This window comes from Xanthomonas sp. CFBP 8151 (assembly GCF_011761885.1).
GTDB lineage: Bacteria > Pseudomonadota > Gammaproteobacteria > Xanthomonadales > Xanthomonadaceae > Xanthomonas > Xanthomonas arboricola_B.
In genome coordinates this window covers 992,715-1,005,653 of record NZ_JAASQZ010000002.1, presented here as the reverse complement: position 1 = coordinate 1,005,653, position 12,939 = coordinate 992,715, and the positions used below count along the sequence as shown (strand labels likewise).

General features: G+C 66.9%; 12 protein-coding genes. 2 read left to right on the top strand and 10 right to left on the bottom strand.

Annotated elements, in window-relative coordinates; all coding sequences use genetic code 11:
* Positions 1-91 precede the first annotated feature (91 nt).
* A complete protein-coding gene (locus FHT08_RS12260) occupies positions 92-2,209 on the top strand; it encodes a methyl-accepting chemotaxis protein (RefSeq protein WP_166775224.1) in 2,118 nt (705 codons plus the stop codon).
* Between the two features lie 634 nt (positions 2,210-2,843).
* On the opposite strand, the gene FHT08_RS12255 is transcribed toward FHT08_RS12260, so the two are convergent.
* The 9 genes from FHT08_RS12255 to FHT08_RS12215 form a co-directional block, all read right to left on the bottom strand.
* Positions 2,844-3,317 carry a DUF1456 family protein gene (locus FHT08_RS12255; protein ID WP_016901421.1) on the bottom strand — a complete coding sequence of 158 codons (474 nt, stop codon included), beginning with the start codon at positions 3,315-3,317 and terminating at the stop codon, positions 2,844-2,846.
* A gap of 104 nt (positions 3,318-3,421) precedes the next feature.
* A complete protein-coding gene (gene uraH, locus FHT08_RS12250) occupies positions 3,422-3,781 on the bottom strand; it encodes a hydroxyisourate hydrolase (RefSeq protein ID WP_166775223.1) in 360 nt (119 codons plus the stop codon).
* Complete coding sequence (gene hpyO / locus FHT08_RS12245; protein WP_166775222.1) at positions 3,751-5,172, bottom strand: FAD-dependent urate hydroxylase HpyO; 1,422 nt, start codon at positions 5,170-5,172, stop codon at positions 3,751-3,753. Before hpyO ends, uraH begins: the two co-directional genes overlap by 31 nt.
* Positions 5,169-5,660 carry a 2-oxo-4-hydroxy-4-carboxy-5-ureidoimidazoline decarboxylase gene (gene uraD, locus FHT08_RS12240; protein WP_166775221.1) on the bottom strand — a complete coding sequence of 164 codons (492 nt, stop codon included), beginning with the start codon at positions 5,658-5,660 and terminating at the stop codon, positions 5,169-5,171. The genes hpyO and uraD overlap by 4 nt, the downstream gene beginning before the upstream one ends.
* Positions 5,657-6,052 (bottom strand): oxalurate catabolism protein HpxZ, encoded by a 396-nt coding sequence (gene hpxZ / locus FHT08_RS12235; RefSeq protein WP_166775220.1) that lies wholly within the window; start codon positions 6,050-6,052, stop codon positions 5,657-5,659. The genes uraD and hpxZ overlap by 4 nt, the downstream gene beginning before the upstream one ends.
* On the bottom strand, positions 6,049-6,939 hold the full coding sequence (puuE, locus tag FHT08_RS12230; RefSeq protein WP_166775219.1) for an allantoinase PuuE: 891 nt from the start codon (positions 6,937-6,939) through the stop codon (positions 6,049-6,051). The genes hpxZ and puuE overlap by 4 nt, the downstream gene beginning before the upstream one ends.
* The gene (locus FHT08_RS12225; protein ID WP_166775218.1) at positions 6,936-8,192 is read right to left on the bottom strand and encodes an alanine--glyoxylate aminotransferase family protein; all 1,257 of its coding nucleotides are present in this window, start codon (positions 8,190-8,192) and stop codon (positions 6,936-6,938) included. The genes puuE and FHT08_RS12225 overlap by 4 nt, the downstream gene beginning before the upstream one ends.
* On the bottom strand, positions 8,182-9,453 hold the full coding sequence (locus FHT08_RS12220; protein ID WP_166775217.1) for an allantoate amidohydrolase: 1,272 nt from the start codon (positions 9,451-9,453) through the stop codon (positions 8,182-8,184). The genes FHT08_RS12225 and FHT08_RS12220 overlap by 11 nt, the downstream gene beginning before the upstream one ends.
* Before the next feature lie 643 nt (positions 9,454-10,096).
* Complete coding sequence (locus FHT08_RS12215) at positions 10,097-10,987, bottom strand: LysR family transcriptional regulator (protein WP_166775216.1); 891 nt, start codon at positions 10,985-10,987, stop codon at positions 10,097-10,099.
* Positions 10,988-11,199: 212 nt separating this feature from the next.
* Between FHT08_RS12215 and FHT08_RS12210 the strand changes: the two genes are divergently transcribed.
* Positions 11,200-12,258, top strand: a complete 1,059-nt coding sequence (locus tag FHT08_RS12210; protein ID WP_166775215.1) for an alpha/beta hydrolase — start codon at positions 11,200-11,202, stop codon at positions 12,256-12,258.
* Positions 12,259-12,461: 203 nt separating this feature from the next.
* Here the strand turns inward: FHT08_RS12210 and gvpU are convergent, their stop codons facing one another.
* A complete protein-coding gene (gene gvpU / locus FHT08_RS12205) occupies positions 12,462-12,920 on the bottom strand; it encodes a gas vesicle accessory protein GvpU (protein WP_166775214.1) in 459 nt (152 codons plus the stop codon).
* Positions 12,921-12,939: the final 19 nt, after the last annotated feature.

The following is a 12,939-nucleotide window of genomic DNA, read 5'->3' as shown; positions in this document are numbered from 1 at the left end:
TGGGCATTCAAGGCTGACTTTGGCGCGGGCGCTGCTTCAGATCGGCGATACGCAGGTCGATAACCGGTGTAATCCCCGATCTGGATGCACCATGTCTGCTGCCACCCCGAAATTCGTCAGCCTGCAAAGCAAGCTGCTCGGCGCGCTCGCGCTGGGTCTGTCGGTCATCCTGCTGTGTGCCCTCGGCGGTTTGGGCACGGCGTGGCTGAGCCTGTCGGGCAGGGTGCCGCCGGAGGTGGGACAGGCCTCCAGCAGCGAAGAGATCACCCGCGATTTCCGCCTGCAGGTGCAGGAATGGAAGAACGTGCTGATCCGCGGGCGCGATCCGGCGCTGCTGGACAAGCACCTGGGCGCATTCCGCGAGCAGGGCAGGAAGGTGCAGGCCAGCACCGAGGCGCTGGCCAGGGCAACCCGGGACCCGCAGGCGCGCGCGCTGGCGCAGGACTTTGCCAAGGCGCATCTGACCTTGCAGCGCAATTACGAAGCGGCGCTGGGCAAGTTTGCCGAGGCCGGTTACGACACCCAGGTGGGCGACCAGCTGGTCAAGGGCCAGGACCGCGCGCCCAGCCAGACGCTGGAAGCGCTGGTGAAACGCAGCAAGACCCTGGCCGATGCGGCGGTGCTGGCCAGTTCGCAATCGGCGCAGCACAAGCTGGTGCTGTCGGCGGTGGCCACGATCGCTGCGGCGCTGTGCCTGGTGGCAGTGCTGGGCTGGTGGATTCGTCGCTCGATCGTACGCCCGATCGAAAACGTCGCACGTGCGGCACGCCAGGTGGCGGCTGGCGATCTGTCGGCGCGTGCAGCAGTCAGCAATCGCGATGAAATCGGTCTGCTTGGCCAGGCCATGGGCCAGGTGGTCAACACGCTCACCGATGTCTCCACCGCGCAGGCCGACATGGCGCAGCGCCACGAGGCCGGGCAGATGAGTTACCGCATGGATGCGCAAGCCTTCCCGGGTGCATACGGCCGCATGGTCGACGACACCAACGGCTTGATCGGCGCGCAGGTCGGTCTGATCGGCGACATGCTGCAGGTGATGCAGCATTACGCGGTCGGCGACATGTCGGTGGACATGCCGCGTCTGCCGGGCGAGAAAGCGCAGATCACCGAGGCGATGGACACCACCAAGCGCAACCTGGCGGCGATCAATGGCGAAATCCGTGGCCTGGTCGACGCGGCGGCGGCCGGCGACTTTGCCACGCGCGGCAATGCCGAGGCCTATCAGTTCGAATTCCGCGCCATGGTCAGCGGCGTCAACGGCCTGATGCAGAACGTGGACCAGAATCTGGCCGAGCTGTCGCAGCTGCTCAAGGCGATCGCCGATGGCGACCTGACCGCGCGCATGCATGGCAACCAGCAAGGCGTATTCGCGCGCATGCGCGACGATGCCAACGCCACGGTGCAGCGCCTGACCGATATCGTCGGCGACATCACCGTGGCCGCGCAGACCATTCGCACCGCCTCGGCGGAGATTGCCGCCGGCAACAACGACCTGGCGCAGCGCACCGAACAGCAGGCTGCCAACCTGGAAGAAACCGCTGCCTCGATGGAAGAACTCACCTCCACCGTGCGCCAGAACGCCGACACCGCGCAGCAGGCCAGCCGCGGCGCGCAGGCGGCCGCCGAGATCGCCGGCCGTGGCGGCGAGATGGTGGCCAGCGTGGTCGACACCATGGGCGAGATCGAGGTGTCGTCCAAGAAGATCGCCGAGATCATCAGCGTCATCGACGGCATCGCGTTCCAGACCAATATCCTGGCGCTGAACGCGGCAGTGGAGGCGGCGCGTGCCGGCGAACAGGGCCGTGGCTTTGCCGTGGTCGCCTCGGAAGTGCGCGCGCTGGCGCAGCGTTCGGCCGGCGCGGCCAAGGAGGTCAAGCACCTGATCGATGCCTCGGTGGACAGCGTGGAGCGCGGCAGCGCGCGCGTGGATCAGGCCGGGCAGACGATGCAGCAGATCGTGCAGTCGGTGCAGCAGGTGACCACGTTGATTGCGGAGATTTCCGCCGCATCGCGCGAACAATCCTCCGGCATCGAGCAGGTCGCCCGCACCGTCAACGACATGGACGAAACCACCCAGCGCAATGCCGCACTGGTGGAAGAAGCCTCGGCCGCGGCACGTGCGATGGAAGAGCAGGCGGTGGAACTGAGCGAAGCGGTATCGGTGTTCCGTCTGGATGCACGTCGGCCGCCGCTGGCGGCTGCGGCTTGATTGCGTGAGGCGTTGTAGCGACCCAGGTGCAGATGCTTGAATCAAAAAGCCCGGTGCGTCGAGGGCGCGGTGCCCTCACCACCTGCGGGACACGTCATGCATCCGTCCGTGGAGGCTCCTTGGCGGCCTCCGTGCCGCCAAGGGTCCCGTAAGCGGCGGGGACGCCGCACCGGGCTTTGGTCGATGGGCGCGTGAAAACCTGGTTTTGCTTTGGGGTGCCGAGAAGTTTGAGATCGCTTCGTTCAAGGCTTGCCTGTTGCTCGAATTCGATTGAGGGGCCAACTGGACTCCCACAATCCGAACAACGCACGTCGTGCATTGCTTGCACCAAGCACACCGACCATCTCGCTTGGTCCTTGCCCGCCTACCGTCGCGGGACCTTACGCGGCATGGATGCCGCGTAAGAGCCTACACGGACGTACTTGCGGCGTGTCCTGCGAGGGTGGGCGGGCAAGGACCCTGCAACCAAGCCGCAGATCGACCGCTCCAGATCGACCGCTCCACGATCGCTCTATCCGCACCATCCAGTCACTTCGAGACACACGAAAACTGCGCTAAAAACCTGCGGATTCAAGTCGCAGCGTCGTCGGACGACCAAGTCAGGCCAAACCAGGCCGACCTCAGTATCCGGGCATCAACCCGCTTCGCGCATCCGCGCGGTCAGGCCCTTGAGGAAAGCGCGCAGCAACTGGTCGCCGCAGGGGCGAAAATTCTTGTGGCCGGGCTGGCGGAACAGCGCGGACAGTTCCGGCTTGGACAGCGGGAAGCCGGCGCTGGCGAAGATGGCGTGCATGTCCACGTCTTTCAGCTCGAAGGCCACGCGCAGTTTCTTCAGCACCAGGTTGTTGCCGACGCGGGTTTCCAGCGGGCGCACCGGCTGGCTCTCGTCGCGGCCGCGGAAACGCAGCACCAGGCCATCGAGGAAGCGCGCCAGCATTGCGTCGGTGCAGGGCTCGAAACCGGGCTCGTCTTCCTTCTTCAGCCAGGCCTGTACCTGCGGCTTGTCGAGCGCGAACTCCGGGTCGGCCAGGTGGGTGATCTCCACCACCTTGTCGTCGCTGAGGTCGAGCATGTAGCGGATGCTGCGCAGTACATCGTTGTGGATCATGACAATTCCGGGGCCCCGGCCTGTCGCCGGAAAGGCGCCATTCTACGGGGCCGATGCGGAACGCGGCGTGTGCCCCACCGATCCGTTGCCGAACCGGCGGCCGCTCAGCTGCCGCGATAGGTGGAATACCCGTACGGCGAGAGCAGCAGCGGCACGTGGTAATGGCCGTCGTCGGCAATGCCGAACGCGATCGGCACCTGTTCCAGGAAGGGCGGGTCGGGCAGTGCGGTGCCGGCGGCCCGCCAATAGCCGGCCACCTCGAATTCCAGCCGGTAGCGGCCGGGTTGCAGCGTGAGTGCGGCCAGTTCGGGGCAGCGCCCGTCCTGGTTGGTGACCCCGTCGAAATGCAGCGTGGCGCCGGCGAACAGGCGCAAGGCGATACCGGCGGCGGGGCGGCCCGTTGCCGTATCCAGTACATGGGTGGACAGCGTGCTCATGCCACCGCCTGGGTCGGCTGCGGCCATTGGCCGACGAACTCGGGCTGGTCGTAAGCCAGGTAGCTGTCGACGATGGCCTGGCGGTCGTCCAGGAACAGCTGGTCGGCCACCGCGCGGGCCAGCCGCGGCAGCGCGACCTTGAGCCCGGACAGCGCCGCCGCCGACGGGCCGTGGTTGATCAGCGCCGAATAGTTGAAGGCGAACACCCCGTGCAGCAGTGCGGCATCGTCAGGCGTGCGCGGCAGCAGTTCGAAGCCCGGCCCCAGGTAGGGGTGCGCATCCAGCACCGGATTGGCCTGGCCCGGCGGCGGCTGGTAGCGGTCGCCCCAGCAGGCGATGCGCCCGGACAGCGCGGCCAGTTCCGGGCGCAGTTGCGGGTCGGTGACCAGGCCGGTGGCAACGGCCAGAAAATCGAAGCGGTGTTCGCCCTGTGGCGTGCGCACCACCACCTCGCCATCGCGCTCGGCCACCTCCAGCCATGGCGCGCCCAGGTGCAGCGCGAAGCCGGCATGCGCGCAGGCACGCTGGAAGGTGTCGTTGGTCGGCGGCTGGTTGTGCGCGAAGAAGCTGGCCATCATCCGGTACTTATCCGCATCCGGCAGCGTCAGAAAGCGCGGGATGATGCCGGCCTGTTCCATGTGGCGGAACGGATTGATGCGCGGCAATGCGCTGCGGCGCACGAATACCTCGGCACTGGCGACGCCTTGATCCAGCGCGAAACAGGCGTTGTCGAACGCGGAGGCGCCACCGCCCAGGATGCCCACGCGCTTGCCGGCCAGCGCGGCGAAGTCGATGTGGCCGGAGGTATGCGCATAGCGCTGTGCGGGCAGGGCGCGGCTGATCCAGTCCGGCACCATCCACTGGCCGCCGCCCTGGATGCCGGTGGCCAGGATCAGCTTGCGCGTCAGCAATGGCGCGCCCATCGCCAGATGCAGGCGGTGGATGCCCGGCGCCACATCCGGCTCCACCCGCGCCAGCTGCGTTGCATTGCGCACCGGCAGGCGCAGCACCGCGCGGTACCAGCGCAGATAGTCCATCCAGCTGCTGCGCGGAATCTTGTCCAGCGCGTCCCAGCCGGCGCCGCCGTGCTGGGCTTCCCACCAGGCGCGGAACGTCAGCGACGGCACGCCCAGGTCGATCGAGGTGATCTGCTTGGGCGTGCGCAAGGTCTGCATGCGCGCGTAGGTCACCCACGGGCCTTCCTGCCCGGCCGGGTTTTCATCGATGACCAGCACGTTGTGCACGCGCTCGCGTTGCAGTGCGAATGCCGCACCCAGGCCGCTCTGGCCGGCGCCGACGATGACCACGTCGTACACGTGCCCTGCCGGATGCACGCGCGGCTGCACCCAGGCATCGCCGCCGTGGGCCAGGCGTTGCAGGTCGTGGTGGAGCTCGCGTTCGAGTTGGGCCAGGCTCATGGCAGTGCCTCCAGGCGCAGTTGCACGATCTTGCCGATCTCGGCGAGGGCGGTGGAAATCTCTTCGCTGCGCGAGGCGTCCAGCCGGCGTTCCAGCGCGGCCAGGATGCCGGCCTTGTCGTGCAGCCGCACGCAGATCACGAACGGAAATCCGAAGCGATGGCGATAGGCCTGATTGAGCGCGTGGAAGCGCTTGAATTCGGCTTCGCTGAGCCGGTCCAACCCGGCCGAGGCCTGCTCGGCGGCCGACGCGGCGGTGAGCGTGTGGTCGATCGCCGCCTTGCCGGCCAGCTCCGGATGCGCGCGGATCAACGCAACCTGGTCTTCCTGCGACGCGTCGAACACCACCTGCATCAGCCCGCGGTACACATCGGCGAACGGGCGCCGCCGTGCAGCGCGTTCGACCACCCACGGCGAATGCTCGAACAGCTCGCGGTAGCGCGCCACGAAGGCGGCATCGTCCAGCACGCTGTCGTCGATCACGCTCATGCATGCGTTCCCTGCAGCGAGACATGCGCAGCGACCACTTTCCAGCCGTCGGCAAAACGCACCCAGCTCTGGCTCTGGCGGCCGCGCACGCTGCTGCCGTCGCGGATAAATTCTGCATGCGTGGTGGCGAAGTCGTGGCCGAAGCCGTGCACCTGCACATGCACAAGCCGGCGTTGCGGCGAGCCGCCGCGGCCGATGCGAAAGGCGCGGATCGCATCGATGCCGTACAGCACTTCGCCCACGCCGTAGCGCACCGTGCTGGGTGCGGCGTGAAACAGCGCATCCATTGCGGCGATATCGTCGTGCATCAGGGCCTGCTCGTAGCTGTGGAAGGCGGCGGTCACTTGCGCGATCACCTCGGGCAGGTCGATGGCGGCGCTGTCGATGCTCATGCCGGATGGACCTGCAGCCAATGCCGCGCAATATCGATGCGGCGCGCAATCCAGGCATCGCCGCTGGCCAGCACGTGATCGACAAAACGTGCCAGGGCCGCCGCGCGCGCCGGCTTGCCGACGATGCGTCCGTGCAGGCCGACCGACAGCATGCGCCCGCCTTCGCTGCGCAGTTGCTCGAAGCCATCGCGCAGATAACGGAAGAACGGCTCGCCGTCGGCAAAGCCGTTATAGGCCACGAATTTCATGTCGTTGGCGTCCAGCGTGTACGGCACGATCAACTGCGCGCGGCCGTGGCGATGGTCGTAGTACGGCACATCGTCGGCATAGCTGTCGGCGTCGTAGACAAAGCCGCCTTCCTCGGCGACCAGCCGCGCGGTGTTGGGGCTGGTGCGGCCCTGGTACCAGCCCAGCGGACGGCTGCCGGTGACGCGCGTGTGCACGGCGATGGCCTCGGCGATATGGGCACGCTCGGTGGCCGCATCCACATGCTGGTAATCGATCCAGCGCAGGCCGTGGCTGGCGATCTCCCAGCCGGCCGCGCGCATCGCGGCGACTGCCTCGGGGTTGCAGGCCAGTGCCTGCGCCACGCCGAACACGGTCACCGGCACATGGCGCGCAGTGAACAGCCGATGCAGCCGCCAGAAGCCGGCACGGCTGCCGTAGTCGTACAGGCTTTCCATCGCCATGGCGCGCGCGCCGGGCTGCGCTTGCGCGCCGACCATCTCCGACAGGAAGGCCTCCGAGCCGGCATCGCCGTTGAGCACGCAGTTTTCCGCGCCCTCTTCGTAATTGATGACGAACTGCACCGCGATGCGTGCGCCACCGGGCCACTGCGCCGCAGGCGGGGTGGCGCCGTAGCCGACCAGGTCGCGGGCTGTATTCATGCATGCGGCTCCGCGTGCCAGGCCGCCAGTGCGGCTTCCACTGCCAGCCCTGGTGTGCAGGCGTGGCCTTCGGCGCGCAGCACCGCTTCCAGTGCGGCCAGGGTGATCAGCACCTTGTGCTTCATTGCGTTGTAGCCCATCGCGCCGATGCGCCAGATCCTGCCCTGCAAGGGCCCGAACGCGGTGCCGATCTCGATCTCGAAATCCTCGCGCATGCGCCGGCGCACCGCATCGCTGTCGATGCCGTGCGGAATCACCACGCCGGTGACATTGCTCATGCGGTGCGCATCGTCGCCGAACACCTCCAGCCCCAACGCACGGATGCCGGTGCTCACCGCACGCCCAGCGGCGGCATGGCGGGCGAAGCGGGCATCCAGGCCTTCCTGCAGCGCGACGCGCGCGCATTCGCGCGCGCCGTACAACATGGTGGTGGCTTCGGTGTGGTGATTGAGGCGCTTGTCCGACCAGTAGTCCATGATCATCGCCAGATCGAAATAATTCGAGGCGATGCGCGGCCCGCTGCCGTTGACGATGTCCTCGCGCACGATGCCGCGCTCGACATGCCGGCGCGCGAAGATCGCCTCGGCCGCCGCGTCGGAGACGGTGATCGGCGCCGAGCCGGACGGCCCGCCCAGGCATTTCTGCAAACCGCCGGTGACCACGTCCACGTCCCAGCGATCGCTGGCGATGGGCATGCCGCCGATGGTGGCAGTGGCATCCACGTAACTCAGCGCGCCGGCCGCGCGGCACAGCGCGCCGAGGCCATCCAGCGGCTGGGCCATGGTGGTGGAGGTGTCGCCATGCACGGTAGCGACCAATTTGGGTGCCACGCGCTCGATCGCCTCGGCAATGGCAGCAAGCGGCACCACTTCGCCCCATGGCGCATCCACGGTGTGCACGTCGGCACCGAGCCGGCCCAGGATCTCGGTAAGCAGCAGGCCGAAACGGCCGAAGTTGATCACCAGTACGCGGTCGCCCGGGCTGACCAGCGATACCAGCGCCGCTTCGATCCCGGCGCGCGCGGTGCCGTCGACCAGAAACGTCCAGCGATTCTCGGTGCCGAACAGCGGCCGGTACAGCGCCATCACCTCGTTCATGTAGGTGGTCATTTCCGGATCGAACTGGCCGAGCAGATCGGCCGCCATCGCGCGCAGCACGCGCGGATGCGCGTTGACCGGGCCCGGTCCCATCAACAGCCGTTGCGGGGGATCGAGTTCGCCGAAGGTGTGCAGGTGACGCAGATCAGGTGGCAAGGGGATCTCCCAGGTGTTCGATGAAGTGGCGCATGACCGCCAGTGCGAGCTCGGCATCGGCCGGGGCCACGTATTCGTCCGGATGATGGCTGATGCCGCCAGCGCAGCGTACGAACAGCATCGCGGTGGGGCAGAGCGATGCCATCACCATCGCATCGTGGCCGGCGCCGGACACCAGATGGCGCGGTGCGATGCCTTGTGCGGCCACTGCGTGTGCCAGACGGCTCAGCAACGCCGGCGCGCAGGGGCTGGCGGCGAGTGTCTGCAGCGGATCGATGGTGATGGCAATGCCGCGGAGCGCGCTGATCCGTGCCAGCGCGTGTTCGATCTCCAGCACCGCCGCATCGCGGCTGGCGTCGTCGCCGGCGCGCACGTCCAGCGTGCAGTCCACCCGGCCGGGCACCACGTTGGTGGCACCGGGTGCGACCTGCAGCCTGCCGACCGTGGCGACCAGGTCGTCGCTGCCGGCGCGTGCAATCCCTTCGATCGCCAGCAGGGCCTCGGCAGCGGCGCTCAGTGCGTCGCGACGCAAGGCCATGGTGGTGGTGCCGGCGTGGCCGGCGCGGCCATCGAAGCGCAGGGCAAAGCGCCGCTGCGCCGCGATCGCGGTGACGATGCCGACCGGCAGGCCTTCGGCTTCCAGCACGGGGCCTTGCTCGATATGGGTTTCCAGATAGGCCAGCACGCTGCGGGGCGCGCGTGCGGCCTGCGCTATCCGCGCGATATCCAGATCCCAGTCGGCCAGCGCGGTGGCCACGTCGGTGCCGGCCGCGTCGGTGACCGCCAGCGTGGCGGGGTCGAGCGTGCCGGCGACCGCGCGGCTGCAGAACATCGAGACAGGAAAGCGCGAGCCTTCTTCGTCGCCGAAGGCGATCACCTCGATCGCGAACGGCAGGCGCCGCCCCTGTGCATGCAACGCGGCGACGCATTCGATGCCGAGCAGGACGCCGAGCGGGCCGTCGTAGCGCCCGGCATCGCGCACGCTGTCCAGATGGCTGCCGATCAGCACTGCCGGCGCGTCGGCACGTGCGCCTTCGTAGCGCCCGATCAGGTTGGCCGCTGCGTCCAGCTGCACCTGCATGCCGGCCTGGCGCATCCATTCGCTCACCTGGGCGACGGCGGCGCGGTGCGCCGGGCTGAGCCAGGCACGGAACAGCCCGCCGGGCGTGTCGCTGTAAGGTGCAACACCCAGCGCATCGCAACGGGCGACCGCGCGTGCGCCCGAGCAGTGGATGGAGGAAGTGAGCTGCGCACTCAGCATGGGGCGCGGTGCGGGCGTTGTGTCGCACCGGCGCTGCCAGGACCGCGATGCGACAGGAACCGATGCATGACGCCTCCGCAGGCGGTGTGGAAGGGACGAGGCACGCCGGGCGATTGATTGCCCGGTCGTCGTGGCGACAGGCGCGTGCGCACCGGGCGTCGCAATTGACTATACGAACCGCCCCCGTTACCCCAAAGCGGTTTTTTTAGGGGCACGCGTTGCAAAAAATGCGACACACCGACCCGCACTGCCCGCTGCGTGGCGCCGACCGACGCCGGCGAGCAGCAGATCCAGACGGTGGCGCCGCGCGTTGCGGAAGACCAGGGCGGGGTTGTCTGCGCTCAGCGAATTGCGCGACACGCCCCTCCAGGTACCTTGCGCATCACCGCCCCGCCCACACCGCGTGCGCGGTCCTGTGGCCCAAGCTGCCCAGGCTGCTGCGTGATCACGCTGATATCAAGGTCTCGATCGTGGCCGACAACGGCTTGACCGACGGCTTGTGCATGCGCATCGCCGTTCGTCGTTGCAGCGGTCGAGCAGCGCAGACAACGCGGGATGGACACGTGCCTACAACGTCATCGGAACACGCGATCGCTCCTGCGCGCGGCTTTCGATGAGGCCGCCGCCCGCTCGAGCCGCCGGCTCAAATGCGGCCGTCGAAACCCAGGTCCTGTCGCAATGCGTCCACGCAATAGTCGACGAAGGTACGCACCTTGGCCGAGCCCCGACGACCTTCCACGTAGACCACATGCACCGGTTCCGGTGCGATCTCGAAGGGCTCCAGGATGCAGGCGAGCTTGCCGCTCTGAAGATGTTCGCGGATCTGGTAGGACGGTACCTGCGTCAGTCCCCAGCCCTGCACGGCGGCGGTGATGGCGGCATTGAACGAGGTCACGTGGAGGCGGGATGCCACCTCGACCAGATGCTCGCGCCCATCAATGCGGAACAGCCATCTGTGCGCGCGTTCGGCCGATGAGGTGGAGATGGTGGCGTGCTGCGGCAGATCGTCCGGATGCTGCGGAGAGCCCTGCGCTGCAAGATAGTCGGGCGAGGCGCAGACCATGCGGCGCACGCTGCCGACCGGGATCGCGGTCAGCGACGAGTCGGGCAGTGCGCCAATGCGCACGGCGACATCGATACCTTCGTCCAGTAGCGGCAGCACGCGGTCGGCCAGGATGGCGCGTGCGGTCATCGACGGATACTCGGTGAGAAATCGCGTCAGTACCGGTGTGACATGCAAGGCGCCGAACATCTGCGGGGCTGTCACCGTCAGCAAGCCGCTGGGAAGTGCGTGCACCCCGGCGGCCCTGTTTTCGACATCCTCCAGATCGGCAAGCAGGCGTCGGCAGTCGACAGCGTACTGATGCCCGGCCACGGTAAGCCGCATCTTGCGTGTGCTGCGCATGACCAGCAGCACGCCCAGGCGGCTTTCCAGCTGCGCGACGGTGCGGGTGACCGTTGCGGTTGAAATGCCAAGACGCCGCGCAACGCCGGCAAAGTTTGCCTCCCCTGCCAGTGCGGCAAACAGCGTCATTTCCTGAATGCGGTCCACGTGCGTCTCAGCGTCGGATGTGGCAGCACAGTAACAGCCTGCCCATGCACGTCGCGCGACACCCCCGGCCTGGGGATCGCGTGCGCCTGCGTGCAGCATTGCAGCAATGGCAATGGTGAATTGACCCCCTTGGTGGTTCTCGAAGCTAGCCTGCGCGCCTAGCATGGCCGGCTCTTCATCGAGCTGGGATCTCAATGGATCATTCCGATGCGCTCATCGCAGACAACATCGATAACGCCACAACGGATGTCAGTCGCCGCAACCTGCTGCTGGCATCGTGCATAGGCACCGCGTTCGCACTTGGCGCCGGCGCGCTCGGCGCTACCGAACTTTCCAACAAAGCCAGTGACCTCAAAGAGGACGCCATGCCGATCGACGAAGCACTTCGCGTCAGTTTCCACACGCTACAGGTCGGCGATGTCGACGTGTTCTACCGCGAGGCCGGGCGCAACGATGCACCGGTCCTGTTGCTGCTGCACGGGTTCCCCAGTGCCAGCCATATGTTCCGCGATCTGATGCCGCTGCTGGCAAGCCAGTACCGCCTGATCGCGCCTGATTTGCCCGGCTTCGGCAATACCAAGGCGCCGCCGCGCGGGCAGTTCGATTACACGTTCGACAATCTCTATAAAGTCATTGAAGGCTTCACCGAAGCGTTGGGACTCACCAGCTACAGCTTGTACGTGTTCGATTACGGCGCACCGGTGGGCTTGCGCCTGGCTGCGGCAAATCCGCACAAGGTGCAAGCGATCATCAGCCAGAACGGCAATGCCTATCTGGAAGGTTTCAGCGACCAATGGGGCCCCTGGCAGGCGTACTGGCGTGAGCCGACCGCGGCCACTCGCGACGCATGCCGCGACTCGCTGTCGCCGCAGACCATTCGCGACTGGCAGTACGGTACCGGTGCCGACCCGGGCAGGCTGTCGCCGGATGGCTACACGCTGGACATCGCATACATGGCCCGTCCGGATGCCGAAGAGATCCAGCTCGATCTGATTCTCGACTACCGTAGCAACGTCGCGGCCTATCCGGCCTTCCACGCGTATTTCCGCAAGTATCAGCCGCCGTTGCTGGCGGTGTGGGGCAGGCACGATCCCGCCTTCATTCCGCCGGGCGCGTGGGCCTATCGCAAGGACCTGCCGAACGCCGAAGTGCATCTGCTGGATGCCGGTCACTTCGCATTGGAAACGCATGCCTCGCAGATCGCGCAGTACATCGGCCACTTCCTGGGACGCACGCTCAAGGTGGCTGCGTAGGTACCGTCGCGTGGCTGGTGCTGCTGCCATGCGAGCCGCACCGGTCCAATGCCTACAGCCAACGGAAGACGTTGGCGAGCGCAACGTTGTCAGCAAACGCAAGCACGCTTGGCCGTTGTACGGCCATGGCGTGCTCGTGGGATATCTCCAACAGTCCGATGTGAGATGACAAGCACCTCACACCAAGGTGGAGCGCGCCAGGCTCAATCCGCCGACAGCGATCCCAGGGTGAAGCCGGAGACGGCATTGACCTTGCCGCGCCAGAGCACACCACGGTTGCTGGGCAGGGGCTGGCCGCCGGGCGAGAAGCAACGCGAGTCGATCAGGTGAATGAACTGCGGCGGCCGGCTGCTTTGCTGCGCATCTTCCTCGGTGTCGTAGATGCTGGCGTGGCTGGCAAAGGCGCGACGGATATCCTCTTTTTCTTCCGCATCGCCCGGATAGGCTGCAGAGAATTCCTGCGCAAACGCCTCGAAGTACTGCTTGCCGCTGACCAGCTGGCCGGACACGATGATGCCCTCGACAAACAGCGTGATGCCGAACTGCACGTTCGAGGTGTTGACGGTTGCGACCAGCTTCTGCAGATACCAGTCCAGGCTCTGGCCGTCGAACGCCAGCTTGACGTCTTCCAGGTTGGGTTGATTGTCGTCTAGCTCTGTCATATGACTCTCCTTGGTGGAA

Coding starts and splice junctions, on each gene's coding strand:
- FHT08_RS12210 (WP_166775215.1), top strand. CDS start 11,200: ATGGATCATTCCGATGCGCTCATCGCAGACAACATCGATAACGCCACA.
- FHT08_RS12215 (WP_166775216.1), bottom strand. CDS start 10,987: ATGACGCTGTTTGCCGCACTGGCAGGGGAGGCAAACTTTGCCGGCGTT.
- uraD (WP_166775221.1), bottom strand. CDS start 5,660: ATGAGCGTGATCGACGACAGCGTGCTGGACGATGCCGCCTTCGTGGCG.
- puuE (WP_166775219.1), bottom strand. CDS start 6,939: ATGAATACAGCCCGCGACCTGGTCGGCTACGGCGCCACCCCGCCTGCG.
- hpxZ (WP_166775220.1), bottom strand. CDS start 6,052: ATGAGCATCGACAGCGCCGCCATCGACCTGCCCGAGGTGATCGCGCAA.
- FHT08_RS12255 (WP_016901421.1), bottom strand. CDS start 3,317: ATGATCCACAACGATGTACTGCGCAGCATCCGCTACATGCTCGACCTC.
- uraH (WP_166775223.1), bottom strand. CDS start 3,781: ATGGCCGCAGCCGACCCAGGCGGTGGCATGAGCACGCTGTCCACCCAT.
- FHT08_RS12220 (WP_166775217.1), bottom strand. CDS start 9,453: ATGCTGAGTGCGCAGCTCACTTCCTCCATCCACTGCTCGGGCGCACGC.
- gvpU (WP_166775214.1), bottom strand. CDS start 12,920: ATGACAGAGCTAGACGACAATCAACCCAACCTGGAAGACGTCAAGCTG.
- hpyO (WP_166775222.1), bottom strand. CDS start 5,172: ATGAGCCTGGCCCAACTCGAACGCGAGCTCCACCACGACCTGCAACGC.
- FHT08_RS12260 (WP_166775224.1), top strand. CDS start 92: ATGTCTGCTGCCACCCCGAAATTCGTCAGCCTGCAAAGCAAGCTGCTC.